Annotated in this window: 16 protein-coding genes; 11 read left to right on the top strand and 5 right to left on the bottom strand. The window is 47.9% G+C overall.

Annotated elements, in window-relative coordinates:
• Positions 1-99 precede the first annotated feature (99 nt).
• The 3 genes from ACR9Y8_RS06700 (at position 100) to ACR9Y8_RS06690 (ending at position 5,474) form a co-directional block, all read left to right on the top strand.
• The gene (locus tag ACR9Y8_RS06700; protein ID WP_481212470.1) at positions 100-3,021 is read left to right on the top strand and encodes a T9SS type A sorting domain-containing protein; all 2,922 of its coding nucleotides are present in this window, start codon (positions 100-102) and stop codon (positions 3,019-3,021) included.
• A 161-nt stretch (positions 3,022-3,182) separates the two neighbouring features.
• Positions 3,183-4,238, top strand: a complete 1,056-nt coding sequence (locus ACR9Y8_RS06695) for an alpha/beta hydrolase (protein WP_481212469.1) — start codon at positions 3,183-3,185, stop codon at positions 4,236-4,238.
• A gap of 126 nt (positions 4,239-4,364) precedes the next feature.
• On the top strand, positions 4,365-5,474 hold the full coding sequence (locus ACR9Y8_RS06690; RefSeq protein WP_481212468.1) for an alkaline phosphatase family protein: 1,110 nt from the start codon (positions 4,365-4,367) through the stop codon (positions 5,472-5,474).
• A gap of 284 nt (positions 5,475-5,758) precedes the next feature.
• Here the strand turns inward: ACR9Y8_RS06690 and ACR9Y8_RS06685 are convergent, their stop codons facing one another.
• The 4 genes from ACR9Y8_RS06685 to ACR9Y8_RS06670 all read right to left on the bottom strand — a co-directional run bounded on the left by ACR9Y8_RS06685 (position 5,759) and on the right by ACR9Y8_RS06670 (position 9,191).
• Positions 5,759-6,853, bottom strand: coding sequence for an NAD(P)-dependent alcohol dehydrogenase (locus ACR9Y8_RS06685; RefSeq protein ID WP_481212467.1), 1,095 nt, complete (start codon positions 6,851-6,853; stop codon positions 5,759-5,761).
• A 65-nt stretch (positions 6,854-6,918) separates the two neighbouring features.
• The gene (locus tag ACR9Y8_RS06680; protein ID WP_481212466.1) at positions 6,919-7,455 is read right to left on the bottom strand and encodes a DapH/DapD/GlmU-related protein; all 537 of its coding nucleotides are present in this window, start codon (positions 7,453-7,455) and stop codon (positions 6,919-6,921) included.
• 88 nt (positions 7,456-7,543) lie between these two features.
• Complete coding sequence (locus ACR9Y8_RS06675; protein WP_481212465.1) at positions 7,544-8,422, bottom strand: helix-turn-helix domain-containing protein; 879 nt, start codon at positions 8,420-8,422, stop codon at positions 7,544-7,546.
• Positions 8,423-8,447: 25 nt separating this feature from the next.
• Entirely contained in the window at positions 8,448-9,191 is a 744-nt protein-coding gene (locus tag ACR9Y8_RS06670; RefSeq protein WP_481212464.1) for an SDR family oxidoreductase, read from the bottom strand.
• Between the two features lie 860 nt (positions 9,192-10,051).
• Here ACR9Y8_RS06670 and ACR9Y8_RS06665 point away from each other — a divergent pair.
• From ACR9Y8_RS06665 to ACR9Y8_RS06630, 8 genes are all read left to right on the top strand, one after another.
• Entirely contained in the window at positions 10,052-11,035 is a 984-nt protein-coding gene (locus tag ACR9Y8_RS06665) for a virulence RhuM family protein/type II toxin-antitoxin system death-on-curing family toxin (protein WP_481212463.1), read from the top strand.
• A 338-nt stretch (positions 11,036-11,373) separates the two neighbouring features.
• On the top strand, positions 11,374-12,399 hold the full coding sequence (locus ACR9Y8_RS06660) for an SDR family NAD(P)-dependent oxidoreductase (protein WP_481212462.1): 1,026 nt from the start codon (positions 11,374-11,376) through the stop codon (positions 12,397-12,399).
• Between the two features lie 69 nt (positions 12,400-12,468).
• A complete protein-coding gene (locus ACR9Y8_RS06655) occupies positions 12,469-13,299 on the top strand; it encodes a helix-turn-helix domain-containing protein (protein ID WP_481212461.1) in 831 nt (276 codons plus the stop codon).
• A 68-nt stretch (positions 13,300-13,367) separates the two neighbouring features.
• A complete protein-coding gene (locus ACR9Y8_RS06650) occupies positions 13,368-13,949 on the top strand; it encodes an LOG family protein (protein ID WP_481212460.1) in 582 nt (193 codons plus the stop codon).
• Positions 13,950-14,074: 125 nt separating this feature from the next.
• Positions 14,075-14,608 (top strand): class I SAM-dependent methyltransferase, encoded by a 534-nt coding sequence (locus tag ACR9Y8_RS06645; RefSeq protein WP_481212459.1) that lies wholly within the window; start codon positions 14,075-14,077, stop codon positions 14,606-14,608.
• Between the two features lies 1 nt (position 14,609).
• Positions 14,610-15,515, top strand: coding sequence for a phosphotransferase (locus ACR9Y8_RS06640; protein ID WP_481212458.1), 906 nt, complete (start codon positions 14,610-14,612; stop codon positions 15,513-15,515).
• Entirely contained in the window at positions 15,505-16,476 is a 972-nt protein-coding gene (locus tag ACR9Y8_RS06635) for a CDP-alcohol phosphatidyltransferase class-I family protein (RefSeq protein WP_481212457.1), read from the top strand. Before ACR9Y8_RS06640 ends, ACR9Y8_RS06635 begins: the two co-directional genes overlap by 11 nt.
• Before the next feature lie 47 nt (positions 16,477-16,523).
• Positions 16,524-18,680, top strand: coding sequence for a GH92 family glycosyl hydrolase (locus tag ACR9Y8_RS06630; protein WP_481212456.1), 2,157 nt, complete (start codon positions 16,524-16,526; stop codon positions 18,678-18,680).
• Here the strand turns inward: ACR9Y8_RS06630 and ACR9Y8_RS06625 are convergent.
• Entirely contained in the window at positions 18,670-19,428 is a 759-nt protein-coding gene (locus ACR9Y8_RS06625) for a DUF72 domain-containing protein (protein WP_481212455.1), read from the bottom strand. The two genes, ACR9Y8_RS06630 and ACR9Y8_RS06625, sit on opposite strands and share 11 nt — an antisense overlap.
• Positions 19,429-19,513: the final 85 nt, after the last annotated feature.

Raw genomic sequence — 19,513 nt, 5'->3', positions numbered from 1 at the left:
TTTTTGATATAGATTTAGTGGACATGTGTAACCGACTATTACTTAAACTAGTAGCAGGTGTTGTTGCCCTTTTTTTATGAATTGTTTAATCACCCGTGTATGAAAAAAATTTACCAGTTCTTTATTGCATTACTGACCGTATCTGCCTCCCTGAAAGGCCAGGTGACGGTAACAGCCACCGGTGGCGCATTCAGCGGCGCTTACCCCACTTTAAAAGCTGCTTTTGATGCCATCAATAATGGCGATCACCAGGGAGCGATCAATATCCGTATCAATGCTTCCATTACAGAGATCGCTACGGCAACCCTGAACGCAAACGGCGGAACGGCGCGTTACAGCAGGATCCATATCAGGCCTACCGTTGCCTGCACCATTAGCGGCGATATTGCCGGCCCCCTGATAGCACTGAATGGAGCGGATAGTATCACCTTTGAAGGCAGAATCGGGGCAGAGGGCACAGAAAGAAGCCTCACTATCCGCAATCTTAACACAGGCTATAGTGCTTCTACCATACGGCTGTTTAATGCCGCCAGGGCAAACAAGCTCAGGTACCTGAATTTAGAAGGAGCGAGCCAGGGCGATAATGCCGGAACTGTGTTACTAGGCTATGGCTCCAACCAGTACAACATCATTGAGTACAACGATATCGGTCCGGCCGGCGGTAAGCTGCCCTGCGCAGGCATTCATGCTACGCCTGACGGCCCTGCTACCGGCACGGCTAATTCCTACAACCTTATTGCCAACAACCTGATACATGATTTTTTCAGCGCCGGTTATCTTTCTGCTGCTATATTAATGGGTTCCTATTCGCACCATAACACCCTTAGCGACAACAGCATTTATTATGCGCTGCCGGTAACAGGTTGGTCAAATTCTGTGAAGAGCTGTATTGCCGTTAACGATGGCGGCGGGGATACTATCCGCTACAATTTTATAGGCGGCAGCGCTCCCTATGCAGGCGGAGGCCCGGCCGTGTTTACTGAAGGAGCGAGTTTAATAGGAATAATTGTACGATCAGGCCTCTATGCAACCACCATCATTGAAGGTAACGTGATAAAGAATTTTAAGCTCAGCAGCAGTGTGCAGAATAAAAGATTGTTCTTTCGTGGAATCATCGCCAGTATCCCCATAGGAAAAATAACCGGAAACACCGTTGGCTCGCTCGACAAAACAGACGATATTACCATTACCTATACAGGGCCTGCTGCGGCTAACGTCGCAGGGATGGGCGGTATTGAAGCGAACGGTGGTTCGTCGGGTTACGGAACTTTAGTGATAGAGAACAACAGGGTAGGAGGGCTGACCTTAAATGGGGCAGGCGCTGAAAACGCGGCTATGGATGGGATCAATGTCAGCACTGACAATTACACGGCTATTAAAAATAACACTATTGGCGGAACGGTTCCGGGCAGTATACAGATGAATGCCGGCTCTGGTACCATTGATGGTATCCTGATGAGCTTTCAGGGTCGTTATGATATCCAGTACAATTGTACCAGGAATATTATCAGGCGCCTGTATAATAACTGTTCCGGCATAACAGATGCCATTACCAGGGGTATTACTCCCACCCTGTTGCCAGGTGAGGGAATGAACGCCATCTGTTATATAACAGCTAACCGGATCTCTCATTTGCACACTACGGCTCCTAATGCCTCCAACGGTACCGTTCAGGGCATTTTCAGCAGGTCACCTTATACCGTTACAAAGGCTTATATCAACAACAGCATCAGTGGTAATACCATTGACACCCTTTCCTCTGAAAGCAGCGGTTATGCATCGGTTGTAATGGGTATCGGCAGTCAATGCCCGCACGATTCATACCTGAACATCGATTCGAATACGATTCACACGCTGCGCAATGCGGCGGCCAACACCAATGCAATAAGTAATGCAGCGGTGCAGGGCATTAGCACCAACCCTCCTTATGCGGCGCCCGTTGACATTACCCATAACAGGATCTACGACCTGGAGAGCACTACTACCGCAGCCTCCACCGTTATAGGCGTCAACAGCGCACATAAGAGTAACATAAATGGATATACGCTGTCGAAGAACCAGATCTATGACCTGAGGAATGACCAGTCAGAAGGCGGCTCGGTGCTGGGCGTATCCTTAAGAGGTAGTTCCGGTACGGGAAAATTTGTTATCACCAATAACATGATCAGCCTTAACCCACAACGTGTTACGGTGTATGGTATCATCCACAATGCCACCGCCACGGAGATGCAATTGTATTATAACAGCATCGCGATAGGCGGTACTGCAGCAGGCAGTAAGTACTCCGGTGCTTTTTACAGAACATGGGGTGTGAATACGGACATCACTGCGCGGAACAATATCTTTCACAATACCCGCACGGGAGGCGATGGCAGGCATTACGCATTGCGGAACGATCATGCTTATCCGGCTGCTTTCTGGCACAACTCGGATTTCAATGACCTATACAGCAGCAATCCAAAAGCCCTGGTGTCCTGGCGGGTGGTGTCCCTGAGCCTGGCTCAATACCGCGATAGCAGCGGGCAGGATCTTTCCTCCCTCTCTATCCCTGTCGACTTTACAAACAGCCTTTCCGGTGATCTGCACCTGCTTGAAACAGACAGTAACCGCCAGCTGGCGGGCATTGGGATAGATAATGTGAAAGATGATTTCGACGGCGATGCCCGCCATGATCATCCTGCCATGGGCGCTGATGAAATAGCAATCCTCATTCCAGCTCTTGCACGCAACATGCAGGCTTTGAGCCATCCTGCTATTTCGGATAACGACCAGGATAAAGCGTCCTTTCTCGTTTATCCGAATCCAACGCCCGATGTGCTGAGGATCAGCCTGAAAGGCATCAATGAGACCATCATCCTTAGCATCTTTGATGTATCGGGCAATACCAGGATGATGCAAAGGCTCCATGTCAGCGATCCGGGGACGTCCCTGATTAACGTACAGCCCTTAAGTCCCGGCGCCTATCTGCTGCAGCTGAATACATCGAAGGGAGTGATAACAAAACGATTCATTAAAATGTAAGTGTATATACATGCTGTAAGAAAGCCACAAGCTGTCAGGCTTGTGGCTTTTTCATGTTATCAATTAAAACAAACGTTTCACACCTGCAACACTGCGCATGATCAATCCCGTTTTATTCGCTTCCGGCGATCACTAGCTTTACTTTCATAACCAACATTGATATGAAACAACTAAAGCTTTGCCTGCTGTTCTTCTGCCTGTATGCACTTCCTGCAGTTGCGCAAGAGGGTACCATCGTAAATGAAACACTGCCTTCCCTTATATTGAAGGAGAACCGTACCGGTCTGGATCCCAACCGTAAGGTCAAGGTGTATCTGCCGCCCGGGTATGCCAGCTCCGGTAGGTCTTATCCCGTGGTCTACTATTTCCACAGTTTTCTTTCAAATCCCGATAAGCTCTTCGAAGACGCTAAGCTTCCAGCGTTGCTGGATCGGGCTTTTGCCACTGGAATAGTGAAGGAATTCATTCTCGTAGCGGCAGATTATTCATCGCCCACCCTCGGCAGTCTTTTCGAAAACTCTCCGACCACCGGCCGCTGGCTGGACTTCACCGCGAATGAGCTGGTGCCTTTTATCGATCATAAATTTCGAACCATTCCCCATCGCAACAGCCGCGGCCTTAGCGGCGATTTCTTTGGCGGCAGGGGCGCTATCGCACTTGCACTGATGCATGCGGAGCTTTTTAGCGTGGTGTATGCCATGCACCCCGTTGCCACCGGTATGGGCTACATTCCATGGGCTTCGCTTTCCATCAACTGGCAGGAGATCTACCAGGCAAAGCATTTTTCGGACATCAAGTCGACTGGTTTCACGCCGATCTTCCTGGCCATCAACCAGGCCTTTTTGCCTAATGCGAATCGCCCGCCCTTTTACTGCGACTATTTCTATGAGCTGGAGAATGGGACGCCTAAATTGAACGTTCCCAATACCCAAAAGCTGAAGGCTGCTTTCCTGCTGGATCATATGATCGAAAAATATGCAGACAATCTTCGCACCCTACGTGGCTTCGCATTTGACTGGGGCCGTTATGACGGCAACCAGGATCACGTGTACAGCGCGGTAAATTTCAGCCGTGCCCTGGAAGATTTCGGTATTGAACACGAAGCAGAGGAATATCGTGGAAATCCCTGGTCCCTTAACTGGGCGGAACATGGCCGTTTCAATACGCGGGTGCTGCCCTTCTTTGCGCGTTACCTGGTGTTTGAGGCGGGAAAATAGGGCCGACCAATTAATAATCCATTGCCGGTTTTCTGCTGCTATAATTAGCCTTAACTTTATAATAATTTAACGGCCTGTTAATATCTGGATCATAGTTTGTGTGTTGTTTTGAAAAACGATGTGCGCATGAGATACCGGCTCTGGGTTATTGCCTTGTTCCTCTCCCTGGCTGCTACTGCTCAGCCAGCCTTTAATAAGAAGCGGAACATCTTCATTATCACCACGGATGGCTTCCGCTGGCAGGAAGTTTTCAACGGTGCAGATGCCGCCCTGCTCAGGCCTGAATTCGTAAAGGACACTGCCATGATACGCCAGCTTTACTGGCACGATTCCGCTGAGATCAGGCGCCAGAAGCTGATGCCTTTTTTCTGGAATGTGATCGCTAAACAGGGCTGCCTCTATGGTAACCGCCAATGGAATAACAAGGTAAATGTGCGGAACTTCTACAAAATATCCTACCCCGGCTACAGTGAAATGCTCACCGGCTTTACGGGTACCCGCTTTGTAGCGAACCTTCCGGTGGTGAACAAAAATACCAACGTACTGCAATTTCTTAATCAGCAGAAGGATTACCAGGGTAAGGTAGTTGCCTTCAGCTCCTGGAACATCATACCTTACATCCTCAATGAGCCCTCTGGCGGCTTTGACGTCAATGCCGGCTATGAACCACTTGAAGACGCCGGTGATACTGCTGCTGTGATCAATCGTGTACAGACCTATATCACTGATAAGGGCAATACCCGTTATGATATGTTAACCTGGCTAAGCGCGCAGGAGTACATCCAGCGAAACCATCCCAAAGTAGTGTACCTGGGCTTTGGCGAAACAGATGAATGCGCGCATCACGGCCGTTATGATCTGTACCTGCAGAAAGCCGCTGATGTAGACCGGATGATCGCTGCGCTCTGGTATTATGTACAAACAGATCCTTTCTATAAAGACAATACCACTTTTATCATCACTACAGACCATGGCAGGGGTAAGAACCCGGCCGCATGGCAAACCCACGGTTTCTGGGCTAAAGGTTCCGGCGAAATATGGCTGGCGGTAATAGGTCCGGATATTTATCCCGGCGGAGAGATCAGGGAGGAGCAAAAGATCTGGCAACAGCAAATCGCTTCTACTATTTCTATGTTGCTGGGAAAGGAGTTTGAAGCGGAACATGCCGTGGCGCCTCCCATTCAGCTGATCAATAAAGACATCCTCCAGGCCGCAGTGAGTGGCTCAGCGCAATAGCATTTGTTGTTAATTCCCTGATCACAGGTACCCACTTACCTGGAAGTAACCGCTAACCTTTTGTATAGTAGGTTCCATCCTGTTAATCATAGAGGTATTTTTGTATCATGAATCAAGCAGTGACAATTAAAAAGCAGTTAGCAAAAAATATATACTCCTCCCGTAATTCAGGAGTGTCAATAATAATACATATATAAACTGTGTAACAGTTGTAGGTTTAAAAACAACAGCCGCTCAGATCTTCATCAGAGCGGCTTTTATTTTAACCTGGTGGATGGCTGTTCTTATTTCTTTAAAGAGGCCATGTCGATCACAAAGCGGTATTTCACATCGCCTTTCAGCAAACGTTCATACGCTTCATTGATCTGCTGGATGCCTATCATCTCAATATCTGACACGATGTTATGTTTGCCGCAGAAGTCCAGCATTTCCTGTGTTTCAGGGAGGCCGCCGATCATTGAACCGGCGAAGGTTCTGCGATAAGGAATAAGGCTGAATGCTTCAACGGGAAGGGGATGTTCAGGTGCGCCCACTAAAGCGAGTGCGCCGTCTACCCGTAGCAGGTTTAAATAAAGGTTGATGTCATGCTGAGCGGAAACAGCATCGAGCACAAAATGCAGCTTGCCTGCATATCGGCTCATTTGGTCAGGGTCTTTGGACAGTACCACTTCATCGGCGCCCAGGCGTTTGGCGTCCTCCACTTTTGAAGCGGAAGTAGTAAATACGATCACCTCAGCGCCCATTGCTTTTGCCAGCTTAACTCCCATGTGCCCCAGACCGCCCAGGCCAACGATCCCTACTTTATGGCCGGGGCCTACGTTCCAATGCTTCAGTGGAGAGTAGGTAGTAATGCCTGCACACAACAAGGGTGCGGTGGCAGCCAGATCCAGGTTTTCAGGAACGCGTAGCACAAAGTCTTCATGCACCACGATGCTTTCTGAATACCCGCCATAGGTTTGTGATCCAAGGTATTTGTCCGGCGAATTATAGGTTTGTACGTTGGCTACTTCACAGTATTGTTCCAGTCCGTCTTTACAATACTGGCATTCACGGCAGCTATCTACTAAACAGCCTACTGCGGCAAGGTCGCCTACTTTGAATTTTTTAACATGGTCTCCAACGCTTACGATCTTGCCTACTATTTCATGACCTGGCACACAGGGATAGATAGTGCCATGCCACTCGTTTCTGGCGGTGTGCAGGTCGGAATGGCAAACACCACAATACAGGATATCGATTTCCACGTCATGTGGTGTAGGATATCTTCGACTGATATTTAATTGTTGTAAGGCAGCTTCTGCGGCTTCTGTACCGAAGGCTTTAACGTTTTTCGTTTTCATGGCGGTTGCCCCTTCCGCTGATGTTTTGATAGCTTCCATAATTTCTGGTTTAGTGCAGTGAAAAATTTGCGGGTACGTTTACTCCGACTTATTTGCTGTTTTCTTTAGTCGATAGATTTGATGATCCTGGCAGGTACGCCTGCCACAATAGTATTGGCGGGAACATCGGTGCTGACTACTGCACCGGCTGCCACGACTGCATTCTCACCGATAGTTACGCCGGGTAAAATGGTTGCTGCCGCACCGATCCAGGCGTTCCGTTTTACCAGGATCGGCTTTGTAATAAGCGCTCTCCTATCTGCAGGTGTTAAAGGATGATTTTCCGTTATAAGGTTTACCTTCGGTCCGATTAATACGTGATCTTCAATGGTAATGCCGCCCATGTCGAGGAACGAGCAGGCATGATTGATAAATACGTTTTTGCCGATCCGGATGAACCTACCGAAATTAGTATAAAATGGCGGAAATACAATGGTGCTCACATCCAGCTGCGAACCGGTGATCTCGTTTAGCCTTTCCCGGATCTGGCCGGTGTCGGTAGATGTGTTCAATGCAGCGGATAGCCGGATGGTACGGGAAACGATTTCCTGTACTTTAGGATATTCAGGGTCGTCTAAGCGGATGGGTGCTCCGGATCTCATTCTTGCGAAAATATCTTGCGTCATTCCGCAAAGGTATTGCAGGCGCCAGCTGTCCAGGTTAAAGTTATCAAACCAATCATTAAGAATTTCAAACCTGCTGGGCTCGTAGCGCCTTGGGATTTGTGCCGGTCATTCTTTTGAAGAAGTTATTGAAGTAGGAGGGGTATTCAAAGCCCAGCGAATAGCCAACATCTGCTATGTTCCAGTCCGTATGTTGTAACAAGGCCCTTGCTTCTGTAGTGATCCGTTCGCTGATATGGGCGGTAGTTGGTTTTCCGGTTACTTCTTTCACGGCCCGGTTCAGGTAATTAACATGCACGGAGAGGGCTTTGGCATAGTCGGCTGCGGTCCTTAATGCAAGTGGACGCCCGGTACTTTCAATGGGGAACTGTCTTTCCAGCAGTTCCAGGAATACGGAAGTAATACGCGAAAAGGCATTGTTGTGTTTGTGGAAGTTTTCGGAAGGCTGCAGCTTCAGGGCTTCATGGATAATAAGGTGGATATAGTTGCGTATCAGCTCGTCCTTATAGGTATAATCTGTCTTTTGCTCATCGATCATTTTCCGGAAGATGGTGTTCAGGAACTCACGTTGGGTGTCGTTTATTGTCAGAATAGGTGTGCCGCCTAATTTAAATAACGGCGACTGCTGCAGGCTTTCCGAGCGATCGGACAGCTGCAGGAAGTCCTCTGAAAACAGGCAGGTATAGCCCACATAGCTCCTGGAAATGGTCTGCCAGGAGTAGGGGATGTGCGGGTTGCCGAAGAATAAGATAGTGCCGTCCATTTCAAAGCTTCTGTCGGCATAATGGATAAGGCTTTTGCCGGTGGTAAGGCAGATCTTGTAGAAGTCCTTTCTGCTATAGATACGTGTGGCATTGCTGTCGCCATCTATCTGGAAGGCGTTAAACCCTTTTAGCTTCAATTCACTGTTGAAGGGCGAGATAGAACGTACATTGTACTTTTCCATAACACAAAGTTAAGGAAATCAAATATTAGAACACTCCCCCGCCAGCTCCTATATTCTGCCCGGTGATCCACCTGCCTGCATCGCTGGCCAGGAAAACAGTTACATCGGCTACATCTTCGGGTTCGCCTACCCGTTTAAAAGGAGACATGTCGGCAGCTACTGCCCGGTCGCGCTCTGGTAACAGGTCAGTATTTGTAAAGCCCGGAGAGACCGCATTGACGGTAATATTGCGGGCGCCTAATTCCCTGGAGAGCACTCTAACAAATTGTTCTACGGCTCCTTTACTACCCAGATAAATCGAGTTCATGGTAAAATACATTTGTGTGCCACCGGTGGAGGTAACGATGATACGGCCACCGTCTTTTACCCGTTTGGCGGCTTCCTGCAGTACGAAGAAGATGCCTTTTGTATTGGTGTTGAAGACGGTGTCGTATTGTTCTTCGGTGGCTTCTGATAATAATGCGGGAATATAGTTGGCCGCATTGGCAATGACGATATCGGGTTTGCCAAGTGATGCTTCTGCTTTATCAAAAAGGTTTTTGATGGCGGGTAGCTGGGAGATGTCTGCTTGTATGGCAGCCGCCTGGCCACCTCGCTGCCGGATCTTTTCGGCGATTTCTTCTGCGGCAGCGGCGCTGTTGACGTAATTAATGACGACTGCTGCACCGGCTGCGGCTAAACGTTCTGCAATGGCTTTGCCGATGCCTCTGGAGCCACCGACTACGATGGCGGTTTTGCCTTGGAAGGCGGTGGGAGAGAAGGTTGTCATGCTCAGTACTTTTTATAGCTTTGGAGATAGTATTATTCGTTAGTCGAGTTGTATCTCAATTCTTTTCTTTTGTATATGCTTTGTTTCGAAACTTTAAAATTAGGTCATATTCTGATTGACCGTCTTTGCCGAGAAAAGCTTTTAAAGTAATTTGTCTGGTATCATGAAAAGATTTTGAAAAATAGTTGTAGTTGGACGAAGGCGGTACTACACGGTCGCACCAAAAGCCTTTGGGTCTTCATTGGGCGAATGCGACAATGCATTATGTAGCCGTAGCAGCTATTTATGGCACTATAACGCGGCTTACCCGATCAATACTGCCCGCTATCGTCCTGCACACAGGAGGGAATATCTATTCCATTTTTTCGCTAAGGACCAGGTGGTTTCCCGGGGAGAATCACGGAGCCGGAGAACTTTATCAAAAGTCTGTTATTTTTTACCATTTTCAACAATGTTTTCGGTTAAGGGATTGATTTTAATTTACTTATAATTTCAATGTCAAACATCAATCGTATTTTGACGAATAGAATAGGGGGGTGGTGTTTCACCGGAGTTTCACCGGAGTTTCATAGGGGTTTCATAGGGCAGAAACGCGTTTTTCAGGGAATATTACCGAAGCAACAGTGTTAAAGACCGGCATACGGGGTGACAATGCTGTTCACTTTTGCCAAAACCGCCATTTCCGCCAAAACTGCCACTCCATTTTTTTCGTTTTCTGCTTCGGGTTAGTATTGCAATATCAAACTAAAATTTAAAGACAGACAACACTTTTATAGTGTTGAAATGCCTTGCAATTTACAGGTCATTAACGATTTATCCATTGCCTATCTATTAATTTAGCGGCGGTAAATATAGTACGAATGGAAAATAGTCAAATATTCATTTATCAAACACCGGATGGACAGACATCGGTAGATGTCAAACTGGAAAAAGACACTATCTGGCTTACGCAAAAACAGATTGCGGAATTGTTTGGCACTCAACGTCCTGCTATAACTAAACATTTATCAAATATATTTAAAACCAACGAGTTAGAAGAAGATTCAGTATGTTCCATTTTGGAACATACTGCAGATGACGGTAAAAATTATCAGACAAAGCATTATAATCTTGATGTTGTTTTGTCAGTTGGCTATCGCGTAAATTCAAAGAATGCCACCCGATTTCGTATATGGGCAAATAGGGTACTGAAAGAATATTTGACCAAAGGGTATGTGTTGAATGAAAAACGCTTGCAGGAGCAGAGCCAGCAATTTATGGCACTTAAACAAACGGTGCGTTTAATGGGCAATTTATTGGATAAACAGGAATTAACATCCGATGAATCTAACGGTCTGTTAAAGGTTATCACCGATTACACCTACGCGCTGGATGTTTTGGATAAGTACGATCACCGCACTTTGACAATAGAAGCTACTCATCTCAAACAGCTATTCATCGCAACATATGAATCTGCGCTAAAAGCTATTCAGGGCCTGAAAGATAAGTTCGGCGGAAGCAGCTTATTCGGCAATCAAAAAGATGAGTCTTTTCAAAGCTCCATTGCCACTATTTATCAATCTTTTGCCGGACAGGAGCTTTACCCCAGCATCGAAGAAAAAGCTGCCCATCTTTTGTATTTCGTTGTCAAAAATCATTCATTTTCCGATGGAAATAAGCGGATCGCAGCTTTTCTGTTTGTATGGTTCCTTGAAAAGAATGGCATTTTATACCGGGAAGACGGCATGAAGCGAATTGCCGATAATGCACTTGTTGCACTAACATTGATGATTGCGGAAAGTAAGCCGGACGAAAAAGATATTATCGTCCAGGTAGTTGTCAGTCTTATCAATGGGTACAATTAACACTCGGTTTTACTGCAGCATTTATAAGCATTGATGCGGTAATTCGTGATGGCGGTAGCACTCATGTTGCACTCGTGTTAGCATATCTCTTGTTACTGCCACAATGCTGCCCCATTGTTGTCCCATTCCTCTAAAAGAAATGGGACGACAGCGGGAGAGATATGGGACATCTACGAAATATATGGGAACCCGATGGGGACTCTTACGGGGTTTGGACCCAACATTAGCACGATTTACCGGCAATAACCGCCTTCTCAACAAAGCATCTTCCGCCTTTTAAACAAACCACCCCCATCCCTCCACCCCCGAACTTTGCACCTGACAAAACAATGTAAATCATGCAAACTAAAACCAATAATTACAACGGCGCCTTACAACGCCCCCTCAACTCCGGCTTCGACGCCGCATCCACCGCCACAGATGTAATAAAAGGCATCAACCTCTCCGGCAAAACCGCCATCGTTACCGGCGGCTACTCCGGCATCGGCGTGGAAACCGTCAAAGCCCTGGCTGCTGCAGGGGCTACCGTATACGTACCAGCCAGAACAATAGAAAAGGCCGAAAAGAACCTCGCCGGCATCCCCAATGTAACCGTATGGGAACTAGACCTCATGGATCCGGCCTCGATTAATGCCTTTGCCGATCAGTTCCTGATGCTCAATAAACCATTAGACCTGCTGATCAATAACGCCGGCATCATGTGGACGCCCCTACGTCGTGATGCACGGGGATATGAATCCCAGTTCTCCACTAATCACCTGGGACATTTTCAGCTGACTGCCCGCCTCTGGCCTGCCTTAAAAAACGCTAACAACGCCCGGGTAGTAAATGTCTCCTCCTGGGGGCATCACATGGCCTCACTCGACCTCCATGATCCTAATTTTGAGCAGCAGCCCTACGATCTCTCCGCCAGCTATGCCCGCTCAAAAACAGCTAATATCCTGTTTTCCGTTGAGCTGGACAAACGTGCACAGGCCCACGGCGTAAGGGCTTACAGCCTGCATCCAGGCGCTATCGCGGGTACCGATCTCGGACGGGATCTGTCCCTCGAAACATTAGCGGCTTTTGGCATCTATAACGAGGACGGCAGCTTCCGCCATGATCCTTACAACGGCTACAAAACCCTGGAGGAAGGCGCGGCTACCAGCGTTTGGTGCGCTACCAGCCCGCAGTTGGCCAATATCGGCGGTGTGTATTGTGAAGATAGCGATGTTGCCCCGCTCGATATGGAATGGAAAGGCTTCGATCCCGAAAATTTTGTGATGACCAAAGGCGTGACACCTGAGGCCGTCAACGCCGAAAATGCCCAACAACTATGGGCACTAAGCGAAAAATTAACCGGTATTACATTTGCCGTAAATTAATCCATCAAAGGAACGCATCTGTTCAATTAGAATAAATGCGTTCCTTTGTAATACTTAAAGCTATTGGCTATGTCAGAATACTGGACTGCTCCGCAAGAGATCATGCTGCCCTGTATCCAGGATAAATACACCAAATTTGACCTGCTGTCCGGCGATCATACCTTCGGCCGTCTTATATCCGGTGAAGTAAAGGTCATTGTCGCCGATCAAACCCATACATTAAAGCCGGGGGATACCTGGTTCTGTCCCCGTAACCAGTTAGCTACCTTCATCAAATATGCGAAGGACGGTCAACCTTACAAATCAATATCGATCAGCCTGAGAGCAGAACGCCTGAAAGATTATTACACCCGCCATGAAGTGTCGCCCAAGCCGCGGCAGCACTGTGGTATTAAATACTATGACAACCATCCGTTGCTCGAAAGTTTTTTCAGCTCCCTGCTCCCTTACTTTGAAATAGAAGAAGGTATTCCATCGGAAATAGTGGCTGTAAAGATGGAAGAAGCCATCACGGTACTGCGTATACTCGATCCCAGTGTAGACCGCTGCCTCGCAAACTTCTCCGAGCCCGGTAAAATTGACCTGGCGGATTTTATGGAGAAGAACTTTATGTTCAACATGCCATTGCAGAAGTTTGCGTACTTCACCGGCCGCAGTCTCACTACCTTTAAAACGGATTTTAAAAAGGCCTTTGACCTCAGCCCGCAACGCTGGCTTACACAAAAGCGGCTGGAACTGGCGCACTACCAGCTCCGCGAGAAGAACCGCAAACCGGCCGATATCTACCTGGAAGCAGGATTTGAAAATCTTTCACACTTCTCCTTTGCCTTCAAAAAATACTTCGGCTATCCGCCAACAGCAGTGAACACGCACAATCAACAACATGCTGATAGCATTTAAAAATGAAATGATCTATCTTTACCGCATCAAACCAGCTTTTTTAACCTATCTACCCTACGGCAATCATCATGAAAAGCATCACAGTTTTTTGCGGATCCAGTTTCGGCAATGATAATATCTTCGAATCACAGGCAAAAGCACTCGGACAAACCCTCGCCCAACAAGGCATTAACCTCGTATACGGTGGCGCTAAAGTAGGGCTTATGGGTGCCGTAGCCGATGGCGCACTGGCAGCCGGTGGAAAAGTATATGGCGTGCTTCCCAACTTTTTAAGAACAAAAGAAATCGGCCACGAAGGCCTCACAGAGCTCATCCTGGTAGAAAGCATGCATGAACGCAAAACCAAAATGCACGATCTCTGCGACGGCGTCATCGCCCTGCCCGGAGGATTTGGCACCATGGAAGAATTCTTCGAAATGCTCACCTGGTCCCAGCTTGGCCTTCACAAAAAACCTATGGGATTACTTAACGTAGACGGATTCTACGATCCGCTCATCACCCTGGCAGATTCCATGGTAGCAAGAGGCTTCTTAAAAGTAACGTACCGCGAGATGTTGCTGGTAAGCGATAGTATAGAAAAGCTCCTCCAACAGATGAGAGATTATGTAGCCCCCGCCGTTGGTAAATGGATAGAGAAAGATAGAACCTGAGCTAATAATATCGCCTTTGATCGCCCCGGGCGTAGTAAAAGTACTACAAACTTCCCCAAAGTACTGCTACAGGTATGTAATAGGGTTTTAGCTAAATTACTGATAGCCACAACAAACAAGCTATCATGAATACGCTCAGCTATATCCGGAATTTTAAAACCTCCGGGACTATTGCCTCTTCACCGGCGAAGGCGATCAGCAGGATAGTCCGGAATGTAAAGCCCGATAAACCGCAGGTAATCGTTGAAATGGGCAGTGGTACCGGGGCCATCACCCGGCAGCTATTGGATAGGATGCATCCGGGATCTATACTATACTGCTTTGAGATAAACCAGGACTTCGTAGCGCAGCTGGAAAATATCGATGATAAAAGACTGCGCATTATTCCCTGTTCAGCACTGGACCTCCTGTCCTATATAAAACAGGATTCGGCAGATGTGATCATCTCCAGCCTGCCTTTGTCTTTTTTCAGGGCAGCCGAGCGGGAAGAACTGCTATACCGCTTCAACACAGCGCTGAAGAAAGGAGGGACCCTTAACCAGTTATCTTTCCTGTATTTCCCCTGGTATTTCAGTAAAGCTTTCCGTTTGATCAGGACTGAATTCATCATGCTCTCCTTACCGCCCTCCTTTATGTATTACTGTACAAAAGCACGCTGACATGTGCGCGTTAACAGCAAATACGAAACAGCTGCACCGCGATCAGATCATGGAAAGAGCGGCCGTGCTGCTGCAGCAACAGGTACTGTCCTGTGAACAGATCATGGGCGGCCTGACCAATCTGAACTACAGGATTGATACCGCAGGGGCATCCTATGTATACAGAACACCGCTGCCAGGCTCACATTTACTGGTAAACCGCTGGCACGAAGAAGATGCAATAAAAGCCATTGCCGATAAGGGGCTCGATGTGACGACGGTATTTTTTAATGCAGTATCGGGCGAGAAGATCACCAGGTTTGTCGAAAATGTTTTTTCGGCCAGCATACCGCTCCAGGAAAGAACGGCTTATGTATCCGCACTACTACACAAACTGCATCATTCCGGAGCTGTTTTTCGTAACGATTTCGCGATGATGGATAAACTGGCGCAGTTCGAGTCCGTTATGGCTATTAACGATATCGCATTCCCGCCCCGGTATAGGGAGACTAGGAATGAGGTGGAACAGCTTGATACGCACCTGCGCTCACTATTGAAGGGAATACCGCTTGTGCCCTGTCATAATGATGTGGTGCCGGAGAACATATTGTTGGATCCATCCGGCGCCAGCTTCCTGATCGATTGGGAATATGCAGGCAGGAACGACGCTGCCTGGGACCTGGCTGCTTATTCCCTGGAAAGCAATATGGCCGCAGATGAAGAGGAGGAGTTCCTGCTGCTGTATTTTAATGGCAGGTATAACGAGGAGGTAAAGACCAGGATCCTGATCCATAAAATATGCCAGGATGTGCTATGGTGCCTATGGGCAATGATCAAGGCCCACTTCGGGGCAGACCTTTCCAGCTATGCTGAACACCGCTATCGTCGCGCCCTGGATCATTTAGAACAAAGAAGGTATGGAAAATAATATCAGGAACTACCATTATACTGGCAGAGATCTTTCCCTGCTGAGCAGCATGTATAATAAAATGGGCGGTGCTCTTTTGATGCTGCTCGGGAATTCAGTTTCGCCTAACCTGGTCACCATTGCAGGCGCATCTGGAATAGCTGTCAGCTTCGCATTGGTGCTGCTGCTTAAACATACTATACCGCACCAGGTATTGTGCCTGATCTGCTTTTTCTTTCTTTTTTTCTACCAGATGATGGATATACTGGATGGACAGCAGGCAAAGCGGGTTGGCATGTACCATAACCCTACCACCGAGCTATTTGACCACGGCTTTGATGCTATCACCACTATGCTGGTCTTGTATAACCTGTTAAGCCTTGCGGGTGTGCTGGAAAGCAATTATAAAGTATCGCTGTTGATGTTTGCCCTCGCCTTTTCCAATTTCTACCTGGCTACCTGGGAACATACCGTTACCGGAGTGATGACGTTTAAAAATGTAGTCTCCAACCCAACCGATACAATTTTCATTACCAAACTGCTATTTATTGTGCTGGCATTTTATCCTGGCTTATTCCATCATCGTTTTATCGCTATGCTCAGCCTTTCCCTGGTAACTGTGGCCTCGGTGATCAACTTCTTCGATGTTGCCGTCAGAAGAGCAGGGAAGTGGAACGGATTAATGGTTCCGCTTTTTCTGCCCTGGCTGCAGTTACTGATAGCAAACGTCTATGGGTTACGTCTTACTATCCCTTTCCTGGTATTACCGATGCTGATCGCTATCCTGATGCTGATCTGGGTGGAGATCACAAAAGCTAAGTATAACCTGGTATTGCTCCTTGCCGTGTATGGTATCGGTTTGCTGGGACCGGTGTGGGGATTGCTGTTAAACGGGCTGATATATACCGGCTTGTTTATTGGCTATACAAACAAGATGTGCCGCGTCTTAAATATGAAATATTTTTATTCCATCCCTTCCTGATTTTTTATAACTTGTGGGCTTCGCTTAATGCTAAATATTCCACATTCATGAGACGTCAGGTCAAAAAGTTATCAACTTTTCTTGTACTGTCGTGCCTAACTGTCGCTGTTGCTAAAAGCCAGTCTAAAACCGGTTACACACAGTATGTCAACACATTCGTCGGCACTGCCCCGATGACAGATCCTAAGATCTTAGGCTACACGCTTCCCGAAGGATGGAGATCCTGGGCAGGATTGACCTTCCCCGGCAGCTCATTGCCAAATGCCATGGTACAGCTCAGTCCCATGACTGAATACGGCTCCGGCGCAGGCTACGAGTACGAGGATTCCGTGATCTACGGCTTTACCCACACGAACAAAGGACACTGGAACCTCTGCAACATTCCCGTGCTTCCCATGTCTAACCCGGGCAAGCAATTCGGTTCCCGCTTCTCCCATCAGCAGGAAAGCGCTTCCCCCGGTTTCTACCAGGTATTCCTGGACGATTACAAGGTGAACGTCAGCCTTACATCCACCCTGCGTTGCGGCTACCACCGTTACGAATACAGGGACAATAAAGCCAGGCAGATCTTATTCGATCTTGCCCGCGCCAATAACCGCGTATCCAACTGGCATATTGAAAAGGTAAGTGATAAGGTCCTCCAGGGATACCAGCAGGCCGGTGGCAAGATCTATTTCTACGCGGTGCTGAACACGAACATCGACAAACTGGAAATCAAAGAAGAAGGCCAGCGCAGCGGTTATGCCATCGCCCATTTAGCGGATGGATCATCTGCTCCGGTGGAAATGAAGATCGCCCTGTCTTTTGTCAGCACAGCGAATGCTAAACAGAACCTGGAAAAAGAGATCGGCAATCAATCCTTCTCTGATATCCGCAATGCTGCCAACCGTACCTGGGAAAACCTCTTATCCACCATCCAGGTGAAAGGCGGTACTGATAAGCAGCGGCGCATGTTCTACTCCTGCCTCTACCGGTCTTTTCTCTGGCCGGCTCTCCGCAGTGATGTAAACGGCGAATACACCGACGCTAAAGGCGATGTGGTAAAAGCTGATTTTAACTATTATACTGAGCCTTCCCTTTGGGATACTTACCGCAACAAAGATGTTTTACTGGGGCTCATCACACCCCGTGTAACCTTGGACGTTATTAAGTCGATGAAGGATGTGGGAGATAAGAGAGGTTTTATTCCTACTTTCTTCCATGGTGATCATGGTGCTTCCTCCATCGCAGGCGCTTACCTGAGAGGGATCGATCAGTTTGATGTGAAAGGTACCTACGAGATCTTATTGAAGAATGCCAATACGCCTGGCGGCGCCCGTCCGCACATTGCGGAGTATAAGGAAAAGGCTTCATCTCCTGATCCGGATGTTGCCAATCCGCATGTAGAGACCAAGGCCAATGCAGGCGTATCCAAAACCCTGGAGTATTCCTATGATGATTACTCTGTGGCGCAGATCGCTAAAAAGCTCGGTGATACCGCCAACTACAGGATCCTGATGGAAAGGTCCCGTAACTATAAGAACATGTTCGATCCCTCCACCCGCTTTATGCGCGGCCGATTGGCAAATGGGGACTGGATAACGCCTTTCAATCCGCAGTACCCGTACTATGAGTATATGTACCGGGAAGCCAACGCCTGGCAGGTATCCTTCTTTGCCCCGCATGACATGAAGGGATTGATCGAATTATACGGCGGAAATGCAGGCTTTGAATCCAAGCTGGATTCTCTCTTCACCGTGCCCTGGAACCCGGAGTACAAAGCCCGTAACGTGGAAACGATGATAGGACAGTACTGTCACGGCAACCAGCCAGACCATGAGGCGCCCTTTGCTTATTACTTCATAGGCAAGCCGGAGAAATCCCAGCACATCATCGATACCATTCTCAATACCTTATACGGCATCGGTGATGATGGCATCGCGCTCTGCGGAATGGATGATGCAGGGGAGATGTCTGCCTGGTATGTATTCAGTGCAGCAGGGCTTTATACTTTCTCCGCTACCGATCCTGAATACCTGGTAACTGTACCGCTCTTTGATGAAGTGAAATGGAAGACCAGCACCGGTAAGCTTTTAACATTAACCAGGACCGGTAAAGGACGCGCATTGACTGCCATAAAAGTGAATGGTCAGGCGATCAAAGGTTATTTCGTGCCGCATGAGCTGTTTAAGAACGGCGGACGAATAGAGATCGTTACGAAGTAACAAACTTGTTCAGCGTCAGGAGATTGCTGACCGCATCTCCTGCCGTATTATTGAAGTAAACAAACACCGCTTTCCCTTCATGCAGCCATTCGCGGATGGCATTGGCCTGCCGGCGGAGATGATCATCGGTATAACCGCCTCTGTAATCGCCGGTAGGCCCGTGAAAGCGGAGATACACAAAGTCTGTCTCCTTATTCAGCCGCTCGTTCCTCGATTTGGGAATATCCTGCAGCACAATGCTGCACCCATATTCATCGGCCAGCTCATACACTTCGCCGATATACCAGGATGGATGCCGAAACTCCAGCGCTACTTTCCACTCATGGGGCGGATCAATGCTTTGCAGGATGTCCAGCAGCTGCTCTACCTGCGCAAATAATTCAACAGTAAAGGAAGGAGGGAACTGTATCAGCAGGCATCCCTTTTTAGTGCCTGCCTGGCTGATCACCTCCATAAAGCGCAACACATCCTCCGGTTGATACGCCAGTCCTTTTACGTGGGTGATCTCCCGCCACAGCTTAAAGGTAAAAACAAAGTTATCGGGTACACTCTCCGCCCACTTCCTTACAGTAGCCGCCTGCGGTACCTTGTAAAAGGAGCTGTTGATCTCAAGACTGTTAAATAAGGACCCATAGTAAGTAAGCCGGCTTTTATCTTTAAACTCCGGCGGAAATGCTTGTTTGTTGGGAACAGGCAGCACCAGTCCGCTGGTACCCGATCTGTAGAGGCCTTCATACTTGCGTTTCATACCAGCTGCAGGGCAAAAATTCAGCCATCTTTTGGAGATGTCGCGGTATTATGTACTTTTGAAAGTACATTTAAACCCTCAATAT

It is taken from the genome of Chitinophaga sp. SVR4-12A (genome assembly GCF_056754765.1).
This window is presented reverse-complemented; position numbering and strand designations above follow the sequence as displayed.

Excerpts from the sequence above, each read along its gene's own strand:
- ACR9Y8_RS06675 (WP_481212465.1), bottom strand. The coding sequence starts at position 8,422 with ATGGAAAAGTACAATGTACGTTCTATCTCGCCCTTCAACAGTGAATTG.
- ACR9Y8_RS06635 (WP_481212457.1), top strand. The coding sequence starts at position 15,505 with ATGGAAAATAATATCAGGAACTACCATTATACTGGCAGAGATCTTTCC.
- ACR9Y8_RS06640 (WP_481212458.1), top strand. The coding sequence starts at position 14,610 with ATGTGCGCGTTAACAGCAAATACGAAACAGCTGCACCGCGATCAGATC.
- ACR9Y8_RS06655 (WP_481212461.1), top strand. The coding sequence starts at position 12,469 with ATGTCAGAATACTGGACTGCTCCGCAAGAGATCATGCTGCCCTGTATC.
- ACR9Y8_RS06700 (WP_481212470.1), top strand. The coding sequence starts at position 100 with ATGAAAAAAATTTACCAGTTCTTTATTGCATTACTGACCGTATCTGCC.
- ACR9Y8_RS06665 (WP_481212463.1), top strand. The coding sequence starts at position 10,052 with ATGGAAAATAGTCAAATATTCATTTATCAAACACCGGATGGACAGACA.
- ACR9Y8_RS06630 (WP_481212456.1), top strand. The coding sequence starts at position 16,524 with ATGAGACGTCAGGTCAAAAAGTTATCAACTTTTCTTGTACTGTCGTGC.
- ACR9Y8_RS06680 (WP_481212466.1), bottom strand. The coding sequence starts at position 7,455 with ATGAGATCCGGAGCACCCATCCGCTTAGACGACCCTGAATATCCTAAA.
- ACR9Y8_RS06645 (WP_481212459.1), top strand. The coding sequence starts at position 14,075 with ATGAATACGCTCAGCTATATCCGGAATTTTAAAACCTCCGGGACTATT.
- ACR9Y8_RS06660 (WP_481212462.1), top strand. The coding sequence starts at position 11,374 with ATGCAAACTAAAACCAATAATTACAACGGCGCCTTACAACGCCCCCTC.
- ACR9Y8_RS06625 (WP_481212455.1), bottom strand. The coding sequence starts at position 19,428 with ATGAAACGCAAGTATGAAGGCCTCTACAGATCGGGTACCAGCGGACTG.
- ACR9Y8_RS06650 (WP_481212460.1), top strand. The coding sequence starts at position 13,368 with ATGAAAAGCATCACAGTTTTTTGCGGATCCAGTTTCGGCAATGATAAT.
- ACR9Y8_RS06695 (WP_481212469.1), top strand. The coding sequence starts at position 3,183 with ATGAAACAACTAAAGCTTTGCCTGCTGTTCTTCTGCCTGTATGCACTT.
- ACR9Y8_RS06685 (WP_481212467.1), bottom strand. The coding sequence starts at position 6,853 with ATGGAAGCTATCAAAACATCAGCGGAAGGGGCAACCGCCATGAAAACG.
- ACR9Y8_RS06690 (WP_481212468.1), top strand. The coding sequence starts at position 4,365 with ATGAGATACCGGCTCTGGGTTATTGCCTTGTTCCTCTCCCTGGCTGCT.
- ACR9Y8_RS06670 (WP_481212464.1), bottom strand. The coding sequence starts at position 9,191 with ATGACAACCTTCTCTCCCACCGCCTTCCAAGGCAAAACCGCCATCGTA.